24 protein-coding genes are annotated in these 25661 nt (G+C 60.6%); 18 read left to right on the top strand and 6 right to left on the bottom strand.

All coding sequences use genetic code 11. From position 1 onward, the window contains the following. The 3 genes from SAZ10_RS16385 (at window position 1) to SAZ10_RS16375 (ending at window position 1897) form a co-directional block, all read left to right on the top strand. Complete coding sequence (locus SAZ10_RS16385; RefSeq protein WP_318610386.1) at window positions 1-393, top strand: LysR family transcriptional regulator; 393 nt, start codon at window positions 1-3, stop codon at window positions 391-393. Continuing rightward, complete coding sequence (locus tag SAZ10_RS16380; protein WP_318610533.1) at window positions 359-628, top strand: hypothetical protein; 270 nt, start codon at window positions 359-361, stop codon at window positions 626-628. Before SAZ10_RS16385 ends, SAZ10_RS16380 begins: the two co-directional genes overlap by 35 nt. Window positions 629-1003: 375 nt before the next feature. Beyond that, window positions 1004-1897: a helix-turn-helix transcriptional regulator gene (locus SAZ10_RS16375; protein WP_318610385.1), complete on the top strand. Its 894-nt coding sequence runs from the start codon at window positions 1004-1006 to the stop codon at window positions 1895-1897. 145 nt (window positions 1898-2042) lie between these two features. Here the strand turns inward: SAZ10_RS16375 and SAZ10_RS16370 are convergent, their stop codons facing one another. The 3 genes from SAZ10_RS16370 to SAZ10_RS16360 are packed head-to-tail and all read right to left on the bottom strand — an operon-like array spanning window position 2043 to window position 5141. After that, window positions 2043-3146 (bottom strand): Ldh family oxidoreductase, encoded by a 1104-nt coding sequence (locus tag SAZ10_RS16370; RefSeq protein ID WP_318610525.1) that lies wholly within the window; start codon window positions 3144-3146, stop codon window positions 2043-2045. Window positions 3147-3181: 35 nt separating this feature from the next. Beyond that, entirely contained in the window at window positions 3182-3379 is a 198-nt protein-coding gene (locus tag SAZ10_RS16365; RefSeq protein WP_318610384.1) for a 4-oxalocrotonate tautomerase family protein, read from the bottom strand. A 46-nt stretch (window positions 3380-3425) separates the two neighbouring features. Beyond that, window positions 3426-5141, bottom strand: a complete 1716-nt coding sequence (locus SAZ10_RS16360; RefSeq protein ID WP_318610383.1) for an aldehyde dehydrogenase family protein — start codon at window positions 5139-5141, stop codon at window positions 3426-3428. 140 nt (window positions 5142-5281) lie between these two features. Between SAZ10_RS16360 and SAZ10_RS16355 the strand changes: the two genes are divergently transcribed. From SAZ10_RS16355 to SAZ10_RS16295, 13 genes are all read left to right on the top strand, one after another. After that, entirely contained in the window at window positions 5282-6223 is a 942-nt protein-coding gene (locus tag SAZ10_RS16355; RefSeq protein WP_318610382.1) for an ABC transporter substrate-binding protein, read from the top strand. Window positions 6224-6286: 63 nt separating this feature from the next. After that, window positions 6287-8377 (top strand): N,N-dimethylformamidase beta subunit family domain-containing protein, encoded by a 2091-nt coding sequence (locus tag SAZ10_RS16350; RefSeq protein ID WP_318610381.1) that lies wholly within the window; start codon window positions 6287-6289, stop codon window positions 8375-8377. After that, the gene (locus SAZ10_RS16345) at window positions 8374-9120 is read left to right on the top strand and encodes an ATP-binding cassette domain-containing protein (protein WP_412535230.1); all 747 of its coding nucleotides are present in this window, start codon (window positions 8374-8376) and stop codon (window positions 9118-9120) included. The genes SAZ10_RS16350 and SAZ10_RS16345 overlap by 4 nt, the downstream gene beginning before the upstream one ends. Continuing rightward, on the top strand, window positions 9117-10109 hold the full coding sequence (locus tag SAZ10_RS16340; protein WP_318610379.1) for an ABC transporter permease: 993 nt from the start codon (window positions 9117-9119) through the stop codon (window positions 10107-10109). Before SAZ10_RS16345 ends, SAZ10_RS16340 begins: the two co-directional genes overlap by 4 nt. Window positions 10110-10390: 281 nt before the next feature. Then, window positions 10391-11419 carry a proline racemase family protein gene (locus tag SAZ10_RS16335; RefSeq protein WP_318610378.1) on the top strand — a complete coding sequence of 343 codons (1029 nt, stop codon included), beginning with the start codon at window positions 10391-10393 and terminating at the stop codon, window positions 11417-11419. A gap of 75 nt (window positions 11420-11494) precedes the next feature. Next, complete coding sequence (locus SAZ10_RS16330; protein WP_318610377.1) at window positions 11495-12070, top strand: DUF1349 domain-containing protein; 576 nt, start codon at window positions 11495-11497, stop codon at window positions 12068-12070. Between the two features lie 129 nt (window positions 12071-12199). Beyond that, window positions 12200-13111 (top strand): dihydrodipicolinate synthase family protein, encoded by a 912-nt coding sequence (locus SAZ10_RS16325; RefSeq protein ID WP_318610376.1) that lies wholly within the window; start codon window positions 12200-12202, stop codon window positions 13109-13111. Between the two features lie 168 nt (window positions 13112-13279). Then, window positions 13280-14917, top strand: coding sequence for a choline dehydrogenase (locus SAZ10_RS16320; protein WP_318610375.1), 1638 nt, complete (start codon window positions 13280-13282; stop codon window positions 14915-14917). Between the two features lie 80 nt (window positions 14918-14997). Continuing rightward, a complete protein-coding gene (locus SAZ10_RS16315; RefSeq protein WP_318610374.1) occupies window positions 14998-15678 on the top strand; it encodes a GntR family transcriptional regulator in 681 nt (226 codons plus the stop codon). Window positions 15679-15812: 134 nt separating this feature from the next. Continuing rightward, window positions 15813-16952 carry a PotD/PotF family extracellular solute-binding protein gene (locus SAZ10_RS16310; RefSeq protein ID WP_318610373.1) on the top strand — a complete coding sequence of 380 codons (1140 nt, stop codon included), beginning with the start codon at window positions 15813-15815 and terminating at the stop codon, window positions 16950-16952. Between the two features lie 41 nt (window positions 16953-16993). Beyond that, the gene (locus tag SAZ10_RS16305) at window positions 16994-17878 is read left to right on the top strand and encodes an ABC transporter permease (RefSeq protein ID WP_318610372.1); all 885 of its coding nucleotides are present in this window, start codon (window positions 16994-16996) and stop codon (window positions 17876-17878) included. Next, complete coding sequence (locus tag SAZ10_RS16300) at window positions 17875-18663, top strand: ABC transporter permease (RefSeq protein ID WP_318610371.1); 789 nt, start codon at window positions 17875-17877, stop codon at window positions 18661-18663. Before SAZ10_RS16305 ends, SAZ10_RS16300 begins: the two co-directional genes overlap by 4 nt. Next, window positions 18660-19766, top strand: a complete 1107-nt coding sequence (locus SAZ10_RS16295; RefSeq protein ID WP_318610370.1) for an ABC transporter ATP-binding protein — start codon at window positions 18660-18662, stop codon at window positions 19764-19766. The genes SAZ10_RS16300 and SAZ10_RS16295 overlap by 4 nt, the downstream gene beginning before the upstream one ends. 191 nt (window positions 19767-19957) lie before the next feature. Here the strand turns inward: SAZ10_RS16295 and SAZ10_RS16290 are convergent, their stop codons facing one another. Then, the gene (locus tag SAZ10_RS16290; RefSeq protein WP_318610369.1) at window positions 19958-20971 is read right to left on the bottom strand and encodes a Gfo/Idh/MocA family oxidoreductase; all 1014 of its coding nucleotides are present in this window, start codon (window positions 20969-20971) and stop codon (window positions 19958-19960) included. Between the two features lie 1050 nt (window positions 20972-22021). Between SAZ10_RS16290 and SAZ10_RS16285 the strand changes: the two genes are divergently transcribed. Next, window positions 22022-22234, top strand: coding sequence for a hypothetical protein (locus SAZ10_RS16285; protein WP_318610368.1), 213 nt, complete (start codon window positions 22022-22024; stop codon window positions 22232-22234). Here SAZ10_RS16285 and SAZ10_RS16280 read toward each other — a convergent pair. Together SAZ10_RS16280 and SAZ10_RS16275 are read right to left on the bottom strand one after the other, a co-directional pair. After that, entirely contained in the window at window positions 22231-22356 is a 126-nt protein-coding gene (locus tag SAZ10_RS16280; RefSeq protein WP_318610367.1) for a hypothetical protein, read from the bottom strand. The two genes, SAZ10_RS16285 and SAZ10_RS16280, sit on opposite strands and share 4 nt — an antisense overlap. A 179-nt stretch (window positions 22357-22535) precedes the next feature. Continuing rightward, on the bottom strand, window positions 22536-23960 hold the full coding sequence (locus tag SAZ10_RS16275; protein WP_318610366.1) for a helix-turn-helix domain-containing protein: 1425 nt from the start codon (window positions 23958-23960) through the stop codon (window positions 22536-22538). 168 nt (window positions 23961-24128) lie between these two features. Here SAZ10_RS16275 and SAZ10_RS16270 point away from each other — a divergent pair, with 168 nt between their 5' ends. Further along, a complete protein-coding gene (locus SAZ10_RS16270; protein ID WP_318610365.1) occupies window positions 24129-25661 on the top strand; it encodes an acyl-CoA carboxylase subunit beta in 1533 nt (510 codons plus the stop codon).

Here is a 25661-nt window from a genome sequence, read left to right as displayed (position 1 = left end):
ATGGGGAGTGCCGACTGCGCTCGGATCGCGCATCCCCTCGCATCGCTGATCCAGACGCTCGCCGTCGCCGAATATCTCAACTTCCGTCACGCCGCCAGTGCGCTCGGCGCGGCGCAATCCAGCGTCAGCGCCCGCGTGAAGGCGCTGGAAGAAGACGTTGGCATCCTCCTGTTCGAGCGCCATGCGCGTGGCGTCCGCTTGACCGAGGCCGGACGCCATTTCGTCGAGCGGATCGCCTCCGGCGTCGTTCAACTCGACCATGCGGTGAAGACCGCAGGCATGGCAGCGATGGGCAAATGGGGCCGGTTGCGCATCGCCCGCGGCACGCACGGTCAAGGTCGAGAAGACTGCTACCGACATGGCTCATGCAGAAGCCGGTCTGGCCGAAGATGATCGGCGTGCCTGTTCATCCACATTGACGACTTCGCTCGCACGCCGTGTGCAGATTGACGCCGAAGCGGGTTGCGAGGTCCGAGCTCGCGGGCAGGCGTTCGCCGGGCGCCAGCGCGCCAGCATCACGGTGAAAGGCCTGGTCAACAACCGGTTATCGAAAGAGGCGCTGTCGGCAATGTCCAACGGCGATGGAGAAACCTTCGCGACCCCATGGTTCGCGCTCCGCACCGGCTGACGCGGTCGATGCCGGGCGGGCACTTTTTCTTGGTCGGCTCTAGGGGAGCACAGACCAGCGTCAGACATCTCCTCGATCTCCTCGGCGAAGTCCAACGCCTGCAGCAAGTCCTCGATATGGCGATGCCGGCACGTCAGGTACCTGCGATGCACACAGATCATGGATCAGCTCGATCCGCGGAAGTTCAAGCCTACTTCCCCCTTGGTTTCGTTAACCTACGACGCGGATGCGGCAGTATGCCCACTTTGGCATATTGGGGGACGAGCGCATAAGCGAGACAGGTGTGCAGCCAGCTTTCATTGTCAAAGGGTGGCGCTCCAAGCCACGAAGCAGATGAGAGCGGTGCGAGGGCGGCGGGAGGTAGGGCAGATATTGATGATCGGAGCTGCGGAAGCGATCGACTTCGCAAATCGGTTGTTCACAACAGTTCGCCTTGAGGAATATCCAGGTAAGCTGATTCAAGCGCTTCAGGAACTAGCACCCTTTGAGATTTACACGGTCACCATATTCATACCGAACAGGGCTCCTCTTTTGCTCTACGGCAACCTTGATGAATTCGTGCCGCCTCGCGTCATCGAGAATTTCCTAACCGGAACCTACCTGCTCGATGCGGTGTATTCAGCCTGCTGCGCAGGCGTGAAGCCGGGACTCTTTCGTCTTTCCGAACTCGCGCCAGACGATTATTTTTCGAGCGACTTCTACAATTCTGCCGACTTCCATCCCTGTGTCTCCGACGAAAAGGGATCTCTGGCGGAAGAGATCGTCTACATGGCCAGGCCGGCCGAAGACCTCTACCTAGTCCTTTCGCTGATGAGAACGAAGAGAGTTTCCCCATTTGACGACGCAGAATTCGGGAACCTCAAGGTCGTGGCGCCTGTAGTGCTGGAGACGATGAGTTCTCATTGGCAGTCACACGTGTCGCAGGCACGCCAGTCGGATGTCGAGCCGCCTGCCTCGACGCTGGACAAAGCATTCGCAACTTTTGCAAAGGACAAGCTCTCGCCACGCGAGCAAACCATCGTCAGCCTGCTTTTGCGGGGACATTCGACACTTTCGGTTGCGCATAACCTCGACATTGCCGAGGGAACGGCGAAGGTCCATCGCAGGAACATCTATGAAAAGCTGGGCATCAGCAGCCAGGCACAGATGTTCCTGATGTTCTGCTCGCATATAATCGACAGCCAGGAACCGCTTTCCGCGAGAAATATTCATTCAGATCAACGCATGTCTCCCGACAGAGGCACCGGTTCGGGACAAAGACATGCGTAAAAGAATGGCCTGAAACGCGACAAGCGAATCTGGAGATGGCGACGTGCGTTGGAGCGGTTCAGCTTTTGATAGAACCGCCGACCCGCTCCAACCATTTCTCATGCAATTCCGGACGGAAAATCGCTACGCGCTGTCCTGGATTGCTCTAGCTCGCGAGCATGCGTAGTTCCGCCAGCCGCTCTGCCGCGATCGGAATACCGTTCTTTTCTGCTCCGGCACGCCTTGCGTAACGGTGATCCGAAGGTAGACGCACATCGCCGGAAGCCCGGATCTTCTCAGTCAAGCTCAAGACCCGCGCCGCAAATGAATTGCCGCCGCGCTCGGGGTCTATCACCAGAAGCATCTGGCCTGTATTCGGCGTTTCCGCTCCCGGATGCTTGGAGAAGTCCACTTCGTGCGAGAACAGCCCGCATGTCAGAGCGGAAGCAAGTATTTCCACCATGAGAGATAACGCAGTGCTCTTGTGGCCGCCGAATGGAAGCAATGCCCCACCTTTCAAGATATCGGCCGGCTCGTCGGTATAATTGCCATGGCTGTCGATTCCGGTTCCATTCGGAACCTTGTGACCGGCCCTGGCTGCAAGCCTCAAATCGCCATTCGACATCGCGCTAGTCGCAAAATCGAAGATCAAGGGCGGCTTGCCGGCGACTGGAGTGGCGAATGCGATTGGATTGGTGCCGAGGACAGGCCTCCTGCCGCCGGGAGCGGCGACGCATAGGAACCCCGTCACCATCGTTATGGCGACCAGCCCTTTCTCGGCAAAGGGCTCCAGATCCGGCCAAAGCGCACTGAAGTGGTGAGAGCGCCGCATGGCCGCGGCCACCACCCCACTTTTCGCTACGGTCTCATGGATGAACGGCGTCGCCGCGGTGAGAGCGAGCTGCGCAAAACCGTTCATCGCATCCACTCTGAGAAATGATGAACCATCCTCTTCAATACGAGGAACAGCCTTGCCGTCGACCCAGCCGCTTTTAAGCGACGCGATGTAGCCTGGAATTCGAAATATGCCGTGGCTCAGCGAGCCGTCCCGCTCGCAAGAAGCGCAATTTGTCGCCAATATTCTGGCGTTGTGCCCGCTGACGCCGTGCTTTTGAAAAATGCACGCGAGCAGTTCGACAAGATCGTCAAAGGCGATCAGCCTGATCTCTCCTGCAACCCGGGCCATCATGCTCCTCATGGCGAGAAAGGATGCCAGCGACATGTTGATTTCCAGCGTCGCTTGATTTCGAAATTCGCTCCGGCGCGACATCAAAATCAAGCGAACGTCGAAATCATGATACCTGGCTATTCCTTGAGTGGGCCGGGAGCGAAGGGTTTTCCGGCCACAGCCCAATCGGAGGGCGCGACTTCTATGAACATCACCGTCGTGTCTTGCGGCGGTACGCCTGCGACGGTCTGCAGCACCTGCGTGATCTCTTTGGCAATGGCCGCCTTGATGTCCGGTGCACGACCTGGAAAGAGTTCCACTCTGACAATTGGCACGATACCGCCTCCGACGCGCCAGGAATGTTTCGGCCAGTGCCCGGCCTTATGCCAGTTTTACATAGACCGCCTTGGTTTCCATGAATTCGAGAAGGCCTTCGGAGCCGTTCTCGCGACCGATGCCACTTTCCTTCATGCCCCCGAAAGGCAGCTGAGGCAGCGTCTCGAGATAGGCGTTGACGTATACCGTCCCGCTTTTCACTTTGCGCGCAAAGGAAAGGCCGCGCGTGAGGTTGCTTGTCCATACGCCATTGGCGAGACCATACGCGGTATCGTTGACGAGTTCGATCGCCTTGTCGTCGGTTTCGAACGGCATAACGCAGACGACGGGACCAAAAATCTCTTCCCGGAAAACGGTCATCTCGGGCGTGACGCCGGTCAGGATGGTCGGTTCAACGAAGTAGCCTTTCGCGAGCGCTTCGTCCTTCGGCCTGTTTCCGCCTGAAACGATGCGCGCCCCTTCGGCTTCGGCACCTGCGATATATCCGAGCACCTTGTCGAAGTGCTGCTTGTGAATGAGCGCGCCGACGGACGCATCGGGGTCGTCCGGCGTGCCCAAGCGCATGCGACGGGCCTTCTCGGTCAGTTTTCGAACGAACTCTTCGAAGACGGGGGCCTCTACGAACAGTCGTCCGGCTGCACAGCACTCTTCACCTTGATTGATCGTGAAGCCGGCCAGAGCGCCATTGAGCGCCGCTTCCAGGTCGGCGTCGGCGAAAACGACGTTGGCGCCCTTGCCGCCAAGTTCGAGTGCGACCTTCTTCAGTTTGGACATCGCACGCGAGGCGATCAATCGGCCCACGCGCGTCGAGCCGGTAAAGGAAATCATGTCGATGAAGGGGCTGTCGCAGATCGCAGGTCCCGCTGTCTCGCCCACCGCCGGCACTACATTGATGACCCCGTCTGGAATGCCGGCCTGCTTAGCCAGAACGGCGCATTCAAGCGTCGTTCCTGCCGTCAGCTCGGAGGGCTTGATGACGACGGAACATCCGGCGGCCAACGCGTATGGCAGTTTTTGGAAAAGGGTGACCATGGGATAATTCCAGGGCAGGATAAGGGCGACGACCGCATAAGGCTCGTAGCTCACAAGCCCCATCCTGCCTGTGCCCTCGCTGTCGACGAGGCGTCCCGGAAGGTTCCACGCGAGCGATGCCGCGTAGCGGATCAGTTCGACCGACCATTCGATCTCGCTGGTTGCGGAAGAGATGACTTTCCCAGCTTCGTCGGCCTCGATGCGGGCAAGCCTCGGCAAATCCGCCGCGATCAGATCGGCCCAACGGTTGAGGATCTTGGCCCGCGCGCTGCCTGGCAATTCGCTCCACGCGCCCTTGAGGAACGCCGAATGTGCGGCGGCGGCGGCATCATCGATGTCAGTGGGGCCGGCGAGCGAGAAGCTTGCGACGGGTAGGGATGTCGACGGCGAGCAACGCTCGAGAACTTCACTCTTGATGGGCTGTACCCAACGCCCGCCAATCCACAAGCCGTATTTCCTTGCGCTGGTCATAGTGGGGTCCTGTCTATCCTGTCCTGCCCTGTCGGAGCCGGCGACGGAAAAATCGCCCCGGCAAATCGGTCCCGAGCCGGCGCGGTAGGCCGGTCTCCGTTTGCCGTTGCTTCTAGGGCCGTCGAAGCGCGGAGAGACATACCCCCTTTGGCATATGGAAACCTGATCCTTGGGGTCCTCTTCTTCAGTCGTCGCATACGCTGCGCACGGCAAAGCACAGCAACGAAACGGCTGCACGCTGCAGGCTGATTTCGGCAACGCCGGGACGGTTCTGGGAGGACCGGGCGACCGTCCTAGAGGCTCAATATGCCGGAAGGGGTATGGCGGGAGCTGCTGGAGGCGCATATTGCCTATTGGATATAATATGCGACAGGGGCTCACATATGGGAGATATGAAGATGCGTAAACTCAGAATGCCGACGATGGCCGCAACGATCATCGCCGGCATCATCCCTGCGGCCGCGCAGGACAAGACGATAGGGCTGGTGGTCGCGCGAACCGGAGATCCGGTTTTCGCGATGATGGAGTGCGGGGCAAGAAAGGCTGCGAAGGAAGAAGGCTTCGAGATCACGGTAAGCGGACCGGCGGAATGGAATGCCCAGCAGCAAATCCCTGTTCTTCGCGCCATGATCGCCAAGAAGCCTAATGCGATCGTCATTGATCCGACGGATTCAGTGGCGCTTCAGGAGCCGCTGCGCGAGGCCCTCGACGCCGGTATCAAAGTCGTGACCCTGGATTCCGAGCTTGGCGGAAATGTCGGTATTCCTCATATCGGCACCGACGGGGTTGAAGGCGGCCGCGAAGCCGCGCGCCAGCTGGCAAAGCTGATCGGCGAAGAAGGTACTGTCCTGGTGGTCGGAGTGGCGCCGGGTATCGCGATCACAGACCAGCGTCACCAAGGCTTCATGGAGGTCATGAAGACCTATCCCAACATCACCGTTCTGGACAAGCAATTCGCCGGAGACAGCCCCGACAAGGTGGCGGCGGCCATCAAAGGCGCGCTGGCTGCCCACCCCGACCTGGCAGGCATCCATGCCGACGCCACACTCATCGGCGAATTCACCGGCGCTACTTTGCGCAATCTTGGGCGCGCCGATATTCCCGCGGTGACGTTTGACGCCAGCCCGACCGAGGTCGATTGGCTGAAGCAGGGTTATCTCGACGTCCTCCTTCCGTTCAATCCGAGCGAACTCGGGTACCTCGGCGTGAAGAACGCAGGCCAACAGCTCGAAGGCCGATCGGTAGAGCCGCTGGTTCTCAAGGGTTATACCCCGGTCACCCGCGACAACCTCGACACCCCGGCGGCGCAGTCGACGATCTACACGTTCGACTGCAAGTAAGCCGTTCAAGAACCCTAATCAGGTGTGGGCAAGTCCCACACCAATCCTACGGAATGATAGAAGATGACGCGGCCCCTCCAAGGCTATCTGGATGAATTCAGCTACCGTGCGGGACAGAAGGTCGTGGCCCGGTTAAGCGGCGCGGGCGAAGCCAAAGCTCGTCTCGTCGCGTTGAAAAAGAGTGGGCCCGACACCTGTGCGAGCGTCCCTATGGCCGACGCCAAGGAAGCCACTGCCCATCTCAAGCATCAGAACCTGCCTTCAGGTAGCGGTTTTACTTTCAGGCTTCCCGGCGAGCTGATGGGCGCCGATGACTGGTGCCTTTCGTTCTGGATAAAGCCAACCCTGGTGCGCGAACAGGGTCACGTCATCTTCGCGTTGAGATGCGGCGACATTCAAAGATCCCTGCTCCTGTTGCCCGACAAACTTCAGTGGCTCGGCACATCCCTCCAGCAAAGCTCCAGTTTGAAGCGCGCGTCCGGTCAATGGGCCGAACTCAGGGTCTGCGTCTCCCGGTCGCGCGGCGAGATCACCGCGGACTTCGAAGATGCACGGGTTGCCGTTGCGATCGATCGCTTTGCGGGCGGCGACGTCGACGTGATGCTTGGTCGCGGTTTCAGCACCGTGGACCTACTCGGAGCAAACGCTCGCCTGGAGGGCCCGACGGTAACGCGCGGCGGAAGCCAGGGTCCGATCATCTGCGTTTTTGACTTCTCGGATAATTTCAACGCTCCGACCTTGCTTGCTCGGTCCGGGGCTCCGATCTTCGGGCACTTCATCAATCATCCCACACGACGCCTGCTGGGGCATTCACGAACGGACATCTTGCATGCGGCAGGACGCGACGACGCATGGCAAACCGCCATCCATGTCCACGAGTTCGATCTGACCGATGCGCTGTGGGAGGAGACCGTGGCGCTGCAGGTACCAACGGACGTGCCGAGCGGCATATATGCGGTGGAGGTGGTAGCCGAGGATCGCCTGCTTCGTTTGCCGTTCGTCGTGCGGGCCAATCCGGGCCAGGAAAAGCGCGCGTTGCTTTTGCTTCCCACCAATACCTACCTGGCCTATGCCAATGAGCGCCTGGCATTCTCCGACAGAGGTGCCGCGCTCACCAGCGAAACCGAGCCGCCGCTGCTGTCCGACCTCGATAGGCAGCTTGAGTCTGAACCAAGGCTTTCAGCGTCCCTCTACGACCGCCATGCGGACGGTTCCGGTGTCCATTATTCGTCCCGGCGACGACCCATTCTCAACCTGTCGCCCGACTACAAATGGTGGTGGTGCACAAGGGCGCCCCGGCATTTCCTGGCCGATCTTAACATCACCCAATGGCTCGATCATTTCGCGATCCCCTATGATGTCGCGACGGATCAGGATTTGCATCGCGAGGGCGAAAGCCTGCTCTCGCGATACAATGTCCTGATCACGGGATCGCATCCGGAATACACGTCGGCGCGCATGCTGGCGGCCCTTCACACCTTCGGGAAGACCGGCAATATCCTGTATATGGGGGCGAACGGCTTTTATTGGGTGACGGGCTTCGATCCTTACGACCATGCCGTGGTGGAATCCCGCCGCGGATTTGCGGGTACCCGCAACTGGAACTCGGATCCCCTTGAAACGACGCTCTCGACCACAGGGGAGGAGGGTGGGCTTTGGCGGCATCGCGGCTTGGCGCCCAATGCCCTGGTCGGGATAGGATTTTCGGCGGTCGGCTTCACCAGAGGCTCCGGCTACGTTCGCCTGGAGGCCTCTTACGATCCGGATCTGGCTTGGCTCTTCGACGGGATCGAAGACAAGGTGATTGGCGATTTCGGAGACATCCTCGGCGGTGCCGCGGGTGACGAACTCGACAACGCGGACATCTCTCTGGGCACACCCGAATATGCGCGCGTGCTGGCACGTTCCGCGCATGACCGCACATTCCTGCCGTCAATCGAACAGGAAATCGAGTTTCAGCACGAGCGTGGTGGCGATCGCAATGATCGGGTGAACGCAGAAATAGTCTATTTCCAGCGGCCGGAAGGCGGACAGGTATTCGGAGTGGGGTCGATCAACTGGTCCGGCAGCCTGGCGCATAACCACTTCCAAAATGCCGTGTCCCGACTGTCGCTGAATGCGCTCAAGGCGTTTCTCGGAGAGAGACTCCCATGACTGTCGCATTGCGAGCCAGAGGGATTGTCAAACGGTTCGGCGCCATCGAGGCGCTTCGCAACGTGGACTTCGAGGTCAGTCTCGGCGAGGTGGTTGCGCTGGTTGGAGACAACGGGGCAGGCAAGAGCACGCTGACCAAGATTTTGGTCGGAGCCAACAAGCCGGATGCAGGAACCATCGAGTTCGGCGGCAGGGAGGTCACATTTCACAATCCGTCCGAGGCGCGCGATGCAGGATTGGAAATCGTCTATCAGGATTTGGCCCTGGCGCCTCACCTCGAGCCTGCGGAGAACTTCTTCCTCGGCCGTGAACTCTATCGAGGCGGCAGATGGGGAAAAGCCATCGGCCTTCTTGACCGTGCGACCATGCGCAAGATTGCAATGGAGGCCTTTCAGGCCCTCAACGTGAATCTCAAGGCCCAGACCTGTCGAGTGTCGGACCTTTCCGGCGGCCAACAGCAGGGCGTGGCTGTCGCACGGGCAGCGCACTGGGCGTCGCAAGTGCTCTTTCTGGATGAGCCAACCGCCGCTTTGGGCGTAAGACAAAAAGCAGGTGTCGTTGACCTGATAAGGCGGGTCCGGGATCGCGGGCTTGGTATCGTTTTGATCAGCCACGATCTGCCGGAAGTCATCGAAATTGCCGACCGAATCCATGTGTTGCGCCACGGAGAAACGGCGCGGGTATTCAATCGTGGCGACACCGACACCATGGGCCTCGTAGCCGCTATCACAGGAGCTTCATGATGGCCCCGCTCGTATCTGCGATTGATCGTTCCCAGAAGATTGCGAGCAGCCGCAGTTTCCGTGGCTGGTGGCTGATTGCATGCCTGGTTCTGCTGTTTGCCACGTTTGCGGTGTGGAACCCGACGGCCGTTTTATCTTCCTATAACATCCAGAACATCATCGGCGACGCATCGACGTTGCTGATCGTGGCCGTCGGGATGACGTTCGTCGTCGCAACCGCCGGCATCGACCTGTCGGTCGGGTCCGTCCTGATTTTCTCGCAGATTACTGCTGCCCAGGCGATGATTCTGGCCGGCGGCGACGGCTGGACTTCTACTGCCATTGGCGTGATCGTCAGCGTCCTTTGCGGCGCTTTCTGGGGCTTGATCAACGGCATAATGATTGCACGTCTCCGCATTCCTGCCCTGATCGCAACCCTCGGAACGCTGGGAATGGCTGGAGGCATCGCTCTCCTCATGACCAATGGCATCAATATCCGCAGCGGCATCCCCGATCAGCTTACGCTGACGATCGGAGCCGGGCGCCTATTCGGCGTTTTGCCGATCGTTTCGCTGATATCGCTGGCCGTGGTTGTTGTAGCGGCGTTCTCGTTGAGCAAGACACGGTTCGGCCTCCACGTCATGGGAGTGGGATCCAACGCAACAGCGTTGGCTCGCACCGGCATTGATGTTCCGGCAGTTCAGATAAGGGTCTATGTGATCTCAGGCGCCTGTGCCGGACTAGGAGCGGTTATCGATCTGGCGCGATTCTCGACCACGACGATCGGCGCCTATTCGACGCTCAGTCTGGAAGCGATCGCGGCCGTAGTCATAGGCGGCACTAGCCTTTTTGGCGGTATTGCCTCGATCGTGGGTGCGGTCATAGGTGTCTTCATTCCGGCCGTGCTGCGCAACGGCTTCGTGATCGCTGGCGTCCCCTCGTTTTGGCAGCAGATCGCGGTCGGAGCTATTCTGGTCTTGGCGGTCTATCTCGATCAGCGACGTCGCTGAGGGTAGCTGCCGACCGTGCGCGGCTTACGATCCGTCGCAAGAACCGTAACTGCCCTCCATACAGCGCCTAAATGCGAGCCTGCGGTCCACGTAAACGGCTGGCGTACCTCGACGACCAGACGCCACTCCTCAACGACCGGATGCCACTCCTCATCGGCAAGCCGGAATCCGATGCGATCAGCGCCATGGGCGCGGGCAGGCACTCCAATATCGGCGCAGTTCTCTGCATTGACAGCGTTGCTTTGTATCCAATATTCATTAGGCAGAAAGAAGGGTTTGGCATGATAATGGATCGGTCCATCACCGTTGTCGGCGCGCATGCGGAGGGCGAGGTCGGCCGCGTGATAACCGGCGGCGTGTTGCCGCCGAAGGGCGCAACGATGTTTGAGCGCATGCAGAACCTGGAGAAGTACTCCTCCTGGTTGCGCAACATGCTGCTCTTCGATCCCAGGGGAAGCGTTAACGCCGCGGTCAACCTGATAACGCCGCCAATCAGGGCCGACGCCGATCTCGGCATGATCGTGATGGAATCGGACTACTTCGTGCCCATGTCCGGCTCGAACCTGATCTGCACGGTGACGGTAGCGCTCGAGACCGGCATCATCCCGAAGCACGGCGCCGAGACGATCGTCCGCGTCGACACCCCGGCGGGCCTGGTTGAGGTCGTTGCCGATTGCTCCGGCGGCAAATGCCGGCGCGTCACCTTCCGCAACGTGCCGTCCTTTGTGATGCACCAAGACAAGCGCATCGAGGTGCCGGGCCTAGGCACGCTGCGTGTCGATGTTGCCTATGGCGGCATGATCTATTGCATTGTCAACTCGGCCGATGTCGGCATCAGTCTGCGCCGCGACGAGGCGCGGGATCTGGTTGCACTGGGTGAACTGATCAAGAGCGCCGCGGCGGAGCAGTTGCCCTCCGTCCACCCGGAAAACCCGGAAATACATACGATCAACCAGACCGAGTTCGCAGGCCCGCTGGAGATCGTCGACGGGGTGAAGACGTCGAAGAATGCGGTTGTGGTGTCGCCGGGCCGTCTGGACCGCTGTCCGTGCGGCACAGGGACCTCGGCGCGCATGGCGCTGCTTCATGCGCGCGGCGAACTCGCCGTCGGCGAAAAGTTCGTGCACAAATCGATCCTGGACACCGAGTTCGAGTGCCGCATCGTTGGCACGGCCAGCGCCGGCAATGTGCCGGCTGTCATCCCGCAAATCTCCGGACGGGCATGGCTCACCGGCGTGAGCTACTATGGAGTCGATCCGGAAGATCCATTCCCGGAGGGCTACCGCCTTTCCGACAGCTGGTTCCGGTAAGGCGCAAAGCTGCAACCAGACCACGGCCCCATCCACAGGATCACTTCACCTCAACGATACTCGGCAGGCGAGACAATGCTCTTCAAAGACTACACATGGTTCAACCCGCCTCTCAGGCACAGGTTCGAGGGCGATGCGGTCCACGTTGAAACCGGCAGGGAGACCGACTTCTGGCGGGAAACCTTCTACGACTTCTGGCGCGACAGCGGCCATTTCCTCTTCACCCAGGTGACTGGAGACTTCACAACCGAAGTGACCGTCGAAGGCCACTACGAAGTGCTCTACGATCAGGCGGGTCTGATGATCCGGCTGAGCGAGTCCAGCTGGATCAAGGCCGGCATCGAATACACGGATGGGGAGATGTATTTCTCGACCGTCGTTACGAACGACACTTCGGACTGGTCCCTGATCAAGATCCCCGTCGATCCAAAGGGGGTGAGGATTCGCGTCACGAAGCACCATGAGGCGATCCGGGTGCAATATCTGGATGTGAGCGACAACCGCTGGAAGCCAGCGCGCCTGGCCTATTTCCCGCCGACGACGTCCGTCGCCGTCGGCATCATGTGCTGCTCTCCGCAGCGAGAGGGGTTCAAGGTGACGTTCCGCGACTTCTTCATCGGCCCGCCTATCTCGCGCGAGTTGCACGATTAGTCGAGCCGATCTCGGAAAGAGCCTTTTGTCGGCCAGGGTGCGACCTGGTTCGCACTGGACGCGATGCGGCCCATATTGTAAGATTGGATACATTAGACAGTGAATGGTGCTTTAGGAGAGGCAGACACTATGTCCCCATGGAAGGGCGTTTTCCCGGCGGTGACGACCAAACTCAATCAGGACGGCTCGATCAACATCGAAAAGACACAGCAGAGCATTGATCGCCTCATCAGCAATGGCGTGTCGGGAATAATCGTGCTCCCCATGCTCGGCGAGAACTCGTCGCTTCAGCCCGAGGAGCGCGAGGCGGTGGTGCGTGCAGCAAAGGAAGCCGTGCAGGGCCGTGTGCCGCTTCTTTCGGGGCTTGCGGAGATTTCTACGGCGAACGCCGTCGCCGCGGCCAAGCGCTATGAGGGCTTCGGCGCGGAAGGGCTGATGGTTTTTCCGAGTCTTGGCTACAAGGCCGACCCGCGGGAGATCGCGGCCTGGTACAAAGCCATCGCGGGCGCCAGCGACCTGCCGATCATGATCTACAACAATCCGATCGCCTACGGCGTCGACGTCACGCCCGACATCCTGGCCGAACTCGCCGAATGTCGGACGATCGTCGCGGTGAAGGAAGAAACGGGCGACGTCCGCCGGGTGACGGATATGTATATCCATCTTGGCGACCGCTTCGCGATTTTCTGCGGCGTGGATGACCAGATCGTGGAGAGCATGTCGCTTGGTGCGGTCGGCTGGGTTTCCGGAATGACGAATGCGTGGCCGGCCGAATGCGTGCGCATCTTCAACCTCTGCGCCGCTGGCGACTATGAGGCAGCGCGCAAGCTCTACCGGATCATGACCCCATCGTTTCATCTCGATACCCACGTCAAGCTCGTGCAGTACATCAAGATGGCGGAGCACATCGTCTATGGTGCACCGGAATGGACGCGGGCGCCCCGCCTGCCGTTGATCGGCGAGGAGCGCACCCGCGTCATCGCGACTATCGAGGGGACGGTCAAGCAGCTGGCAAGCGGAAAGGTGCTCTCAGCCGCCTGACAGCCCTCAGATATCGGCCGGCCGTTGGAGATGAGCCTCCGCGGCCGGCTTCCTCCCAATCAGGTGGTGTCATGCAGCACCTGTACCCGATCGGTCGCCTCCAAGGTCGATACTGCCCGTTCCGGTGGCTAACGAAACACGAGATCAACGCATAGGACCACAAGCTTCATGGCGACAAACACGTACGACTATATCGTTGTCGGCTCGGGGGCGGCGGGCTCGGTCGTCGCCGCAAGGCTCGGCGAAGACAAAGGCGTCAGAGTTCTGGTGCTGGAGGCAGGTCCGAGCGACAATTCGATCTATGTGCGCATGCCGGCGGCGTTGTCCTATCCGCTGACCGACAGCCGCCGTACTTGGACATTCGAAACCGGGCCTGAAGCGGCCCTCGACGGACGCATGATCACCCACGTCCGCGGCAAGATGCTTGGAGGGTCGGGCTCGCTCAACGGCATGGTCTATGTTCGCGGCAATCCCAGGGATTTCGACGGCTGGGCCGAGGACGGCCTTCCCGACTGGTCGTACGCGCACTGCCTGCCCTACTTCAAGAAACTCGAAAGCTACGACAAGGGCGCGAACGCCTACCGTGGCGGCAGCGGACCCATCGCGATCACCAGCCTGAAGGCCGATCTTCCCGTCTTCCAGGCCTATCTGGAGGCAGGCCAGCAATTCGGACTGCCCCTGACTGAGGATTACAACGCTTTCCGACAGGAGGGTGTGCACATCTACCAGGCCAACATCGACCGAGGCGTGCGGGCGAGCGGCGGGCGCGCTTATCTGCGACCGGCCCTGCGCAAAGGCAATGTCCGGCTGCAGCTCGACGCGCTGGTTCGTCGCGTGGATTTCAGCGGCAAGCGTGCCGTTGGCGTGACCTACGAGGTCGGCGGCGAGATCAGGAAGGCCGAAGCGTCGCGCGAGGTCATCCTGTGCGGCGGTGCCTTCAACTCGCCGCAGCTGCTGCTCCTGTCCGGCGTTGGCCCGGCCGAAGAGCTGGAGCCGCTGGGTATCAAGCCGGTCGTGGAAGTACGGGGCGTCGGCAAAGGACTCGTCGATCACGTCGCGGTATCGGTGCGCTATCGCGCGTCTCGCCCTGGCGTCTCGCCTGCCGTCGATCTCAATTTCTTCAAGATGGGCCTCATCGGCGCGCAATGGCTGTTTCTGCGGAGCGGACTCGGCGCGACCAATCTCTGGGAGGTCGGGACCTTCTTCAGGAGCAGCGAGAAGGCCGACTACGCCAACATCCAGCATGAGTTCCTGCCGATGCTGGGTGAGCTGATGCATGGCAAGGTCAACATCGAGGAGGGTTTCCAATACCAGACCTGCCTTATGCGGCCGCGCAGCCGCGGCTCGGTGACGCTGGAGTCGGCGGACCCCACCAGACACCCGCGCATTATATCCAACTATCTCGCCCACCCGGAGGACCAGCGCGATCTGATGGACGGCGTCAGGCGCACCGACGAGATCATCCAGCAAAGGGCATGGGACGGCATGCGCGGCGAAGCGCTGATGCCCGGGCTGCGCAAGAAGCCGGATTCGGAGGTGCTGCCCTGGCTGAAAGAGAACATGGGCACGCAGTACCACCCATGCTCCTCATGCCGAATGGGCGTGGACGATATGTCGGTTGTCGATACCGATGGCAAAGTGCATGAGACTGAAGGCCTGCGTGTGATCGACGCCTCTGTCATGCCGCGCATAACGAGCGGCAATCTGCATTGCCCGACGATCATGCTGGCTGAGAAGCTGGTCGACAGGGTGCGCGGCCGCGCTCCGCTCCCGCCTGAGCCGATGGACTATGCAGATCGTGTGTAAACTCGGCTGCAGTCAGTTGGATGCAATATATTGTTTGTGTAAGATCAGGCATTTAATCCAACCGATTGGAAGCCTCGATAATGTCGTCCCAGCCCAAGCCACTACTGCAACGGCAGACCGTCACAGCGATGGTGGCTGACTACATCGCCTCCAAGATCATCGCTGGCGAATATCCCGGCGGGCATCAGATACGCCAGGAGGCGATTGCGGTCGAGCTCGGCGTCAGCCGCATACCGGTCCGCGAGGCCCTCCTGCAGCTCGAGGCTGATGGGCTGGTCGTGATCCGCACGCATCGCGGCGCGGTGGTGTCGGATCTGTCCGCCGAGGACGCCATCGACCTGTTCGACGCCCGCCTGCTGCTGGAGCCATTCCTCGTCCGCAAGGCGATGGCGCGCATGTCGGATGAGGACATCGTGAATGCTGGGCGGGCCTTACAGCAATATGAGGATGCCGTTCCGAGGGGCGATCCAAAGGAACTCAGCCGCCTCAACTGGGCTTTTCATACAGCGCTCCTGTCGCCGTCGATGCGTCCGCGATCGCTGGCGGTGGTGCAGACGCTCTATAACTCCGCAGACCGCTATCTGCGCCTGCAGATAGAACCGCTCAAGGCTCAGACCAAGGCACTGCACGAGCATCGCGAGATATTCGAAGCCTATCGTTCCCGCGACATCGTGAAAACGTCGAAGCTGCTCAAGAAGCACGTCGCCGACGCCGCCGATGAAATCGTCAGCCAGCTGAAGGCCAGCGGAAGCCTGGCGTAGGCAGCCTGTCCGGCCGCAGTCCATAAAACGCAAGCGATAATCGAGACGCTCTTTGCGGCGACGCGCCCTTGACTCTCCGTCAAAACTGTATCCAATATCCCATAGTCAATCTGACGATAAAAGAGGGAACCATCATGTTTGACGGAATCGGCAGGAAGGGTTTGGCGACCCCCATAAGCCGTCGTGCGGCACTGGCTGGCCTGGCCGGCATGACGGCCGGCGCGACTTTGGTGAGGATGTCCTCATGGGCACAGGCGGCGCCGACCGGTGAGCTTCAGGTGATGGCGTGGGAGGGCTACGACCTTAACGCCCAGCTCACCGACTGGAAGGCCGCCAACGGCATCAGCATAGAGGCTACGTCGATTGCCAACCAGGATGACGTTCAGGCGAAGTTCGTGGCCGGCAACCCGCCTCCAATCGATCTCGCCGAGTACAACCAGGCCTATGCGGATCTCTATATCCGCGAGATGAAGATCGTAACGCCGATCGATGTGGCCCAGGTTCCCAACTACAATGCGGACAATCTGTTTGCGCAGTTCTACGACCAGCCGACTTGGTTCGCAGACGGCAAGCTGTGGGGCTCGCCCTATGTCTGGGGCTTCAACACGCTCCTCTACAACAAGGACAAGCTGGCGACACCGAAGTCCTATAAGGACCTGCTCGATCCGGCGCTGAAGGGCAAAATCGCGATCATGGATGATACGGTCAGCTCCTGGCCGGTGGCCGCTCGTGTCGCCGGTCTCGGCGCCAAATATCCTCTGCTCACCAAGGAAGAGCTGACCCAAGCATTCACCGAATTCGCCAAATACCGCGATCAGGCGCGCGTGATCGCGCTGAACCAGGGCGAGTTGTTGAACCTCATGGTGTCGGGCGAGGTCGTCGCGGCGCTTTGCGCCGATCCTTCTATCCTGATCCAGGCCGAGCAGCAGAATGTGAAGATTGAGATGGCGCTGCCCGAAGAAGGTCCGGTGTTGTGGGTTGATGCCTGGTTCATTCCGATCTCAGCGGACAATATCGAAGCCGCCAATGCCTTCATCAACCAGTCGCTGGACCCGAAGGTCCAGGCCGAAGTGGCGATGGCCGTGGTGCAGGCGCCTGTTTCCAAAAAGGCGGTCGAACTGCTCGACGAGAAGTCGCGCGCACGCATCGACTATTCTGCGATCGACAAGATCTTTGCCTCGGGTCTACCAGGTATCCCGCCGCGTGCGTCGGACACTCATGCGACCTATGACGATTGGGTCGCTGCATGGCAGGAATTCAAGGCCGGGATGTAAAAAAGGCATGATGCGCCGGCCGGCGCATATGGGAGCATGTCGTGAGACTTTCCAACGAGATGACCGGAAGGCTGCTGGCGGCGCCGGCAGCCCTCTACATGCTGGCATTCTTCGTGGTGCCGACCGCGATTCTGTTCGTCTACAGCTTCTGGACGGCGGCGTCCTATAGGATCGTTCCGGACTTCGTCGTCTCCAATTTTCTGAATTCCTTAACGTCACCGCTGTTCTGGCGTGTTACGGTCAATGCTATCGTCATCGGTCTGGTGACGGCCGCCGCGACCCTCATGCTGGCGATACCGGTCGCCTATTACCTGACTTACGTCAGCCGTTCGCAGGCTATTCTCTACCTCATCCTGATAACCTGGTTTTCGAGCTATCTGGTGCGCATCTATGCCTGGCGGACGCTGCTCGGCACTAGCGGAGTCCTCAACACAATCCTGTTGCAGCTCGGCCTGATCGACGCGCCAATCGAGGCTTTCCTGTTCAACAGGTTCGCCGTCGCGATCACGTTGATCCACGTTTACCTGCCGCTTTGCATCCTGATGGTCGTTTCCTCCCTGCGCGATATCAAGCCCGAGCTCGTCGAGGCCTCTCGCGACCTCGGCACCTCGCCGCTCGGCGCCTTCTTCAAGGTCATTGCTCCCAATGCAGTCAACGGGCTGGTGAGTGCATTCATCCTCACATTCATTCTCGTCGCCGGCGACTATGTCACACCGCAGATGCTCGGCGGTTCCTCGGGCCAGACGACCGGCCTCCTGATCGCGGACCAGTTCCGCAAGACTGGCAACTGGCCGCTCGGCGCCGCACAGGCCTTTATCATGTTCGTCATCTCAGGCGTCCTCTACGCCGTAATCATCGTTGCAGGCCGGGCAACCGGCTTGCTGCCTGCCCGCAAACGACAAAACCGCAGGGTCTCCGCAGCATGATTCTCAGGCTAGCTGTTTGGCTGATTCTCTGCTTCCTGATCGCGCCGATCGCGATCATCATTCTGTTCTCATTCCACGCCTCGCCGGCTCTCTCGTTCCCCTACCAGGGGTTCAGCCTGCGTTGGTATGCCGAACTGCTCGGCAACGCCCAGCTTGGCAATGCCCTTCTGAAAAGCCTAATCATCGCCTTTGCAACGGCTGTCATCTGCCTCGTGCTTGGCGCCGCCGCGGCGCTCGCCTGGCTGCGGGTTGACCGGCGCACCCGGGCCGTGCTGGAAATCCTCTGGCTGACTCCGATCGCGCTGCCCGGGCTGTTCGTCGGTGTATCGCTGCTCGTGCTTTTCGCGCAAACCGGCATCCAACTGTCCACGATGACCATCATCGTCGGCCATGTGGTGATAGCCCTGCCTGTGCTCATTCTGACCATGCGGGCGCGGCTGACGCTGTTCGATCCTTCGCTGGAGGAGGCAGCGCGCGACCTCGGCGCCAATCAGTTCCAGGTTTTCCGCAAGGTGACCCTGCCGCTGATCATGCCGACGCTTCTTGCCTCCGCCATCCTGGCGTTCGCCGTTTCCTTCGACGAGTTCATCGTCACCGTCTTCGTCGCCGGAACCGAGACCACATTGCCCATGTATATCTGGTCGATGATGCGGCGGACGGTGACCCCGTTGATCAACGCCATCTCCACTTTGGCGCTCGTCTTCTCCGTCATCGTTCTGTGCCTCGCCTGGGCGATCGGACATCTGAAGCGCAAAACGGCACTCGCTGCCCGGACACCCACATGAAATTCGAGATGCCTGCCTTGCCCGTCATTGAAGCCGTCGGCGTCGGGAAATCCTTCGGGGCCTTCCAGGCACTGTCGGATATTAACCTGTCGGTTGGCGTCGGCGAAATCGTCACGCTGCTCGGTCCGAGCGGTTGCGGCAAGACGACGCTCATGCGCCTGATCGCCGGCTTCGATACACCGAGCGTCGGAACCATCAGCATCGACGGCAAGGACTGTGCCGGACAGCCGCCGGAGAAGCGGCCCGTCAACATGGTGTTCCAGCGCTATGCGCTGTTTCCCCATCTCGACGTCTTCGACAATGTCGCTTTCGGCCTGCGCGTGCGCGGCGTGCCCGCGGCGGAGGTCAGGAAGCGCGTCGAGCGCATGCTGGCCATCGTCCAGCTCGAGGCACTCGCCGGTCGCAGCATCACGGAACTGAGCGGCGGGCAGAGCCAGCGTGTCGCGCTCGCCCGGGCGCTGGTCAACGAGCCGAAGGTGCTTCTGCTCGACGAGCCGCTCGCGGCGCTCGACCTTAAGATCAGGCAGCATATGCTGGTCGAGATGAAGCGCATCCACGCCGCGACGGGCTCGACCTTCATCTATGTAACGCATGATCAGGATGAGGCCATGATCCTGTCGGACCGGATCGTCCTGATGGAGAAGGGACGGATCGCGCAGATCGCGCCCCCGAAAGAGATGTATTCGCGGCCGGCGTCGCTGTTTGCCGCGAAATTCCTCGGCGAGACCAACCTGTTCGACGCCGAGGTCGAGAGCGTTTCGCCGGGATTGACGACGGCAAAAGCGAGCTTCGCAAGCTTTGCCACCAGCGTCGCTGGCGGCAGCCGTCTCGGCGGTTTTGGAAAGAGCGACCGTCTCGTCGTGTCGATCCGGCCGGAGGCTTTCGCATTCTCGCCAGGGCCCGGGCTGGCACAATCTGCAGCCGTGACAATAGAGGATTGGGTCTTCATGGGAAGTCGAAGCTTCTACACGGTGCGGACCGAGAGCGGCGAACGGGTAAGGGTTCAGATCCAGAACAGCCAAGTCAGGAAACTGCCCGACGTCGGCGACGCAGCGACGCTTTACTGGTCGGCCGACGACGTGATCTTCCTCAAGCCGTCTTGAGCGCGGCTAAGTAATTCCAGGAAAATGCCTAGCGGTTTTCCGTCTGGAATTGCGTAAAAACAAATAGCTGAAGCGGGTCGTAGTCGGAACAGTCGCGTTTCTATCAAAGCTGAACCGCTCTAAGCGAAGGCACGAAACGATAGCCGGCTCTTCGGCTACCGTGCCCAAGACTTAGCCGCGCCTGGTCGTCGTCAGGGCTTCTCCACTGCGACCCTGGAATGGGTCGCCGCCGATTTGCGGATCGCATCGAGGACGCGCATTCCAGCTACGGCGTTGTCGATCGGCCATGGCTGCGGAATGAGGCCGCGCACCGAACGGGCGAACTCCCGCACCTCATGCTCGTATTGATTGGCCGGAGCAAAGGTCAACACCTCGACATCGGTGTCGTCGAGATCGACACGGCGCCTTAGACGGATCACGGACTCGCGCTCGGCCGACGGCCATACGGCGACGGGTATCTCCATCCAGCCGTCGGTGCCGATCACCATGACCCAATGCGCCCAAGCCTGCAGCAGGGCGCCGCTGAAAAGAAGCGAGCGGTCGTTCGGAAATTCGAGCATGCCCGAAACCGCCACGTCGACGCCTGCAGGATCGAGCTTCTGGAATGTCGCGGTGGCTGCGAAAGGCTCGTCCTCGAACAGGAATCGCGCCGCCGTGATCGGATAGACACCGACGTCCCCGAGTGCGCCGCCGCCGAGTTCGGGATTGAAGCGGATGTCGTGGGGATTGTCGTTGAGCACGCTGTAGGTTGCGTGGATCTGCGTGACCCGGCCGAGCCTGCCGCTGCGGACGATCTCACGCGCGGCCAGCCAGCGCGGATGATAGCGCACCATGAAGGCTTCCGACATCTGAACGCCGGTCTCGCGCTGCACCTCGACCAGCTTCTGTGCTTCAGCGGCGGTCAGCGCGATCGGCTTCTCGCACAGGACGTGCCGCCCGGCGCGCGCGGCAGCGATGGCTTCGGCCACATGGCTGCTGTTCGGCGTCGGAATGTAAACGGCCTCGACCTCGGTATCTTCGAGCATCTGCTCGAGCGATCCATAGTGCTTGGAGATGCCGAACTCGGCCGCCACGCTCGCCGCCCTGGCCTCGTCGCGCGACGTGATCGCGACGACCTCGCATTCCGGCACGGCCTGCATTGCGGGAATGACCCAGTCCCGCGCGATCTTGGCGGTCGAGACGATGCCGAAACGTACTGGTATCATTTGTCGTGCCATTCTCCAATGTCAAACTTGTATCCAATATTCAATCGCCAGCTGTCAAGGATTTTGCAACCGATGGCAAAGCAGTCGCCCGCCTTGGCGGATTCGGCGAGCGCTGGTTCAAAGGAAGCGCAGATGGCGGATAATGCCGTCAAGGAACGCACCAAGGGAGGTGCGCAAAGGATCTCGTCGCGTCTGCGACGGTGTCAATGACGTGACGCCAAGAAGAGAACATCTCGCTTGGTACTTAATAGTAAGCGCTTGTCCTCTCACCACACATAGTGGTCGCACTGGCGGGCGTAGCATTGTATTTTCCGGCTCTGCCGTGGCAGTCACCCCATAACGGCCGGCCGACGACCGGGGGGTAGTCTTTCTCTATGGCGACGCTTTGAAACCCTCGCCGCGAGCCCTTCGCAGGGTCTTGCCGAAGGCCTGAGCGGCTCGCAGAGCTATCGCCGCCGCAGGTTATCGCGGCAAAGGTCATACAGCCGAAGCCGGTGCATCGGAAAGTCCTGAGGGACCCTGAAGTCGTCGAGCGGCTAAAAGAGTTGCAGGGAAGGCGGCCACCGGAGCAGAAGGCTTACTTCTGGCGCGATGCGGCGGCCGCGCTCGGGGGCTCGATATCGGCGATTACTAGGTAGGCGTGACATGCTGAAGGCCGGCATCGAATGGAACTTCGAGAATTTCATCGATTTCCAGTGACGTAGTGAGCTGCCGGTCGACGAGGACGGCGAGCCCCTACGTGCCCGAGGAGCTACAAGACTGGAGTAAAGGCAGACCTTGAGCCAAGGTCGGGCGGACCCTGATCAGGACAAAACTACCCCTTCAACCCAAGGCGGCGACTCTACATTGGGTCAAAGGAGGCTCTGATGGCGGCTGGCGCTGCACGGGCCAGCCGCTGTGTTCGGGAGCCAGGCTGCGCGTGACCTCGGCTGCCTTCGCGATTTAAGCCCCGACGTCGCCGAATGTTCCAGTCTTCCGATCGCCATGCGCTGAGCGCTGGACAGCCACGTTCCGGATTTTCTGGTTGACGCGGGTCAGTGGTCCCTCCTTTTGGATGCCATCACTGGGTTATGCGCTGAACAGCAGGCCTGGATCGCGGATGCGGCCGACAAGCTTGGCTTCGGATACAGGGTCCGCACTGTCGCCGAGATCCGGGCAGGGCACCGCCTACCCAACGCCAAGGACCTGCTGCGCTACGCCCGCTGGCAATGCCCGATGGGGGACGGTGTTCGCCTGCTCGCCGCGTTGGATGAGCAGGGCTAGCTCGCCGTTGCCGAATGCCTGACGGTCTTCGGGGAAACCGTTTCGATAGGCCTGACGAATTCCTTGACCGCATTGCGGTCGCTGTGGCCGGCCCACCCGCCGAGGAAGTCGTACTGGGTCATCTGAAAGTGCGAGTCGACTTATGGGTCAAAACCGCAACTTATGGATCGCGGGACACCATGCGGTCGATGTTCACGCTTCGTGACTTGAAAGTTGCATAAGAGCCAGTCCGGAATTGCAGTTTCCGGCGAGCGCGACTTCTGGGATAGGCACTGGCCCAGAACGCTTGATAACACAACCTTCAGAGAGACTGTTGAGGGATCACATAAGGCAGAGCTGCCCGGTGATCGTGCTCGATGCGGAGTTTCGTCTTGAGGGGCGGCACGGCCCGCTGAGAACAGTCGCCTCGCTCGCAGATCCGACATGAAATACCGATAGGGTTGAAGCCGGCACGATCGGCGAGGTCGAGCCCGTCGGCATAGACGAAATCCCGAGCGAAGGAGATCTCGCAGCCAAGGGCGATGGCGTATTGTCGTTGCGGTGCACGATATCCTCCGCTTCGCTTGGTGATCTCCGTTGCGATGGAAAGATAGCGGACGCCGTCCGGCGTCTCGGCAAGCTGCCTGATAATCCTGCCTGGTGAATCGAAGGCCTGGTGCACGTTCCAGAGCGGACAGGCCGCGCCGAACCTCGCGAATTGCAGCTTCGCAGCGCTATGACGCTTGGTGATGTTCCCGGCTCGATCGATCGTGGCGAAGAAAACCGGGACACCTTTCAGGCCAGGGCGCTGCAAGGTGGAGAGTCGATGGGCCACCTGCTCCAGGCTTGCCCCGAATCGCGCTGCCAGAAGCTCAAGGTCATGGCGAAGGGCTTTCGCCTGCGACGCGAAGGCAAGATAGGGCAGCACCAAGGCACCCGCAAAGTAGTTCAGCAGGCCGATCTTGCAGATCTCGGCGGCCTCGTCCGTCCGGAATTCAGCGCGCCGGACAATGTCTGCTATCTCGGCATTCTGCTCTAGCGCGCCGACTTGAAACGCCATCTGGAATGTCTTGGTCGCAGCCGGTGAATATCGGTTCAGCGACAATACCCTGGACGCTGCATCATAGTGTCTGAGAACATCCTTATCCTGTCCCGCGGCCAGGACGCGAACCCCGTGCCGTGTCTCCAGATACTCCGAAAGGGCCGCGGCAGCACTCCGGTCGGCCATCTTCAGGCTCGTCGCCAGCTCTTCGGCCGCAACATCGAGGCTGTGGATATAATTGTCGACGAAATGGAAGAAGTCGCGGACCTCCTCATAGGCGGTGGGTTCTGAAAACGTGTTTGCGCGTCCCAATCGATCGTCGAAGCTGGCCAGCTGCTCGCTGTTTCTCCGATAGGCCTGATGGCAGACAATGAGTGAATGCGCGAAGCCGGGGGCGTTCTGAATGACGAGCTTCAGTTCCTGCAAGCTTGGCGAATAGCCGCCGAAGAGCGGATCGGCCAGCGCTTCGACCAGCGTCGACAACAATCGGTCATTGTCTCCGGCGGATATTGATCCAATGTCGATCTGGAACTTTTCCGCCAGCGAAAGCAGCACCGCGGCCGATACCGGCCGCTGATTGTTCTCGATATGATTGAGATAGCTCGTCGAGATGCCGAGCCGTTCGGCAAAGACGGCTTGGGTCGCCTTGTTGGCCTCCCTGATTTCACGCACCTTGCGGCCGATATAGAGCTTCCCGCCTGCCATTTCACATTTTCACAATTCACTAAATGCCACATGGTACATTAGCCATTTGTGCCCTTTCAATGCTTGCTTCGTCTGTCCCCGTATTTAGACGACTTCGCCGAGGCAGTGCCGGCAGCACTGCTTTTCCCATGCATTCTGGCATGCATTCGAAACCGAGGTCGGGCACTGATGAGAGCCGTAATCGAGCAGCTTGAGGGCCGTCGTGAGCAGGCCCGCCTGGGCGGGGGCCAGAAGCGCATCGATGCCCAGCATGCCAAGGGCAAGCTGACAGCGCGCGAGCGGCTCGATGTGCTCCTGGACGAGGGCTCGTTCGAGGAATTCGACATGTATGTCACGCATCGCGCCACCGAGTTCGGCATGGCCGGCCAGAAGGTTGCGGGCGACGGCGTGGTGACCGGCTGGGGCACGATCAACGGCCGGCTGGTCTATGTCTTTTCCCAGGATTTCACGGTGCTCGGCGGCTCACTTTCGGAGACGCACGCACAGAAGATCTGCAAGATCATGGACATGGCGGTGAGGAACGGCGCCCCCGTGATCGGCCTGAACGATTCCGGCGGCGCCCGTATCCAGGAGGGCGTGGCCTCGCTCGCGGGCTATGCCGACGTGTTCAAGCGCAATGTCGATGCTTCCGGCGTCGTCCCGCAGATATCCGTGATCATGGGCCCCTGCGCGGGCGGCGCCGTCTATTCGCCGGCCATGACCGACTTCATCTTCATGGTGCGCGATACTTCCTACATGTTCGTGACCGGTCCGGACGTGGTGAAGACCGTCACCAACGAGATCGTGACGGCTGAGGACCTGGGTGGTTCCCGCACGCACACGCAGCGTTCGTCCGTGGGCGACGGGGCATTCGAGAACGATGTCGAGGCGCTGGAGCAGGTGCGCCGGCTGTTCGATTTCCTGCCGCTGAACAACCGCGAGAAGCCGCCGACAAGGCCGTTCTACGATGACCCTCAGCGCCTGGAGATGCGGCTCGACACGCTGGTGCCCGACAGCGCCAACAAGCCCTACGACATGAAGGAACTGATCCTTGCCATCGCCGACGAGGCCGATTTCTTCGAGATCCAGGAGGCTTTCGCACGGAATATCGTCACGGGCTTCCTGCGCATCGAGGGACAGACGGTAGGTGTCGTTGCCAACCAGCCGATGGTGCTGGCCGGTTGTCTCGACATCGACTCCTCGCGCAAGGCCGCGCGCTTCGTGCGCTTCTGCGACGCCTTCAACATACCGCTGCTTACGCTGGTCGACGTGCCCGGTTTCCTGCCCGGTACCGCTCAGGAATATGGCGGTGTCATCAAGCACGGCGCTAAGCTGCTCTTCGCCTATTCCCAGGCTACCGTGCCGATGGTGACGCTGATCACGCGCAAGGCCTATGGAGGCGCCTATGACGTCATGGCCTCCAAGCATATCGGAGCGGACGTCAATTACGCCTTGCCGACCGCCGAGATCGCCGTGATGGGTGCCAAGGGCGCAACCGAGATTCTTTATCGCTCGGAACTCGGCGATCCGGAAAAGATCGCGGCGCGAACCAAGGAATACGAGACCCGCTTCGCCACCCCCTTCGTGGCGGCGGAACGAGGCTTCATCGACGAGGTGATCATGCCCCATTCATCGCGCAAGCGCATCGCACGTGCGTTTGCCGCACTGCGAGGCAAGAGCACCGAAACGCGGTGGAAGAAGCACGACACGATGCCCCTGTGA

The organism is Mesorhizobium sp. BAC0120 (assembly GCF_033542235.1).
Lineage (GTDB): Bacteria > Pseudomonadota > Alphaproteobacteria > Rhizobiales > Rhizobiaceae > JAWRCU01.
Note: the sequence above shows the minus strand (reverse complement) of the source record. Positions and strands in the feature narration are given on the sequence as shown.

What these genes read in the sequence shown, in the direction of transcription:
- SAZ10_RS16380 (WP_318610533.1), top strand. Translation starts at nt 359, where the DNA reads ATGGCTCATGCAGAAGCCGGTCTGGCCGAAGATGATCGGCGTGCCTGT.
- SAZ10_RS16375 (WP_318610385.1), top strand. Translation starts at nt 1,004, where the DNA reads ATGATCGGAGCTGCGGAAGCGATCGACTTCGCAAATCGGTTGTTCACA.
- SAZ10_RS16340 (WP_318610379.1), top strand. Translation starts at nt 9,117, where the DNA reads ATGATGGCCCCGCTCGTATCTGCGATTGATCGTTCCCAGAAGATTGCG.
- SAZ10_RS16315 (WP_318610374.1), top strand. Translation starts at nt 14,998, where the DNA reads ATGTCGTCCCAGCCCAAGCCACTACTGCAACGGCAGACCGTCACAGCG.
- SAZ10_RS16320 (WP_318610375.1), top strand. Translation starts at nt 13,280, where the DNA reads ATGGCGACAAACACGTACGACTATATCGTTGTCGGCTCGGGGGCGGCG.
- SAZ10_RS16310 (WP_318610373.1), top strand. Translation starts at nt 15,813, where the DNA reads ATGTTTGACGGAATCGGCAGGAAGGGTTTGGCGACCCCCATAAGCCGT.
- SAZ10_RS16370 (WP_318610525.1), bottom strand. Translation starts at nt 3,146, where the DNA reads ATGTCGCGCCGGAGCGAATTTCGAAATCAAGCGACGCTGGAAATCAAC.
- SAZ10_RS16335 (WP_318610378.1), top strand. Translation starts at nt 10,391, where the DNA reads ATGATAATGGATCGGTCCATCACCGTTGTCGGCGCGCATGCGGAGGGC.
- SAZ10_RS16300 (WP_318610371.1), top strand. Translation starts at nt 17,875, where the DNA reads ATGATTCTCAGGCTAGCTGTTTGGCTGATTCTCTGCTTCCTGATCGCG.
- SAZ10_RS16295 (WP_318610370.1), top strand. Translation starts at nt 18,660, where the DNA reads ATGAAATTCGAGATGCCTGCCTTGCCCGTCATTGAAGCCGTCGGCGTC.
- SAZ10_RS16325 (WP_318610376.1), top strand. Translation starts at nt 12,200, where the DNA reads ATGTCCCCATGGAAGGGCGTTTTCCCGGCGGTGACGACCAAACTCAAT.
- SAZ10_RS16280 (WP_318610367.1), bottom strand. Translation starts at nt 22,356, where the DNA reads ATGACCCAGTACGACTTCCTCGGCGGGTGGGCCGGCCACAGCGACCGC.
- SAZ10_RS16345 (WP_412535230.1), top strand. Translation starts at nt 8,374, where the DNA reads ATGACTGTCGCATTGCGAGCCAGAGGGATTGTCAAACGGTTCGGCGCC.
- SAZ10_RS16330 (WP_318610377.1), top strand. Translation starts at nt 11,495, where the DNA reads ATGCTCTTCAAAGACTACACATGGTTCAACCCGCCTCTCAGGCACAGG.
- SAZ10_RS16275 (WP_318610366.1), bottom strand. Translation starts at nt 23,960, where the DNA reads ATGGCAGGCGGGAAGCTCTATATCGGCCGCAAGGTGCGTGAAATCAGG.
- SAZ10_RS16290 (WP_318610369.1), bottom strand. Translation starts at nt 20,971, where the DNA reads ATGATACCAGTACGTTTCGGCATCGTCTCGACCGCCAAGATCGCGCGG.
- SAZ10_RS16350 (WP_318610381.1), top strand. Translation starts at nt 6,287, where the DNA reads ATGACGCGGCCCCTCCAAGGCTATCTGGATGAATTCAGCTACCGTGCG.
- SAZ10_RS16355 (WP_318610382.1), top strand. Translation starts at nt 5,282, where the DNA reads ATGCGTAAACTCAGAATGCCGACGATGGCCGCAACGATCATCGCCGGC.
- SAZ10_RS16270 (WP_318610365.1), top strand. Translation starts at nt 24,129, where the DNA reads ATGAGAGCCGTAATCGAGCAGCTTGAGGGCCGTCGTGAGCAGGCCCGC.
- SAZ10_RS16385 (WP_318610386.1), top strand. Translation starts at nt 1, where the DNA reads ATGGGGAGTGCCGACTGCGCTCGGATCGCGCATCCCCTCGCATCGCTG.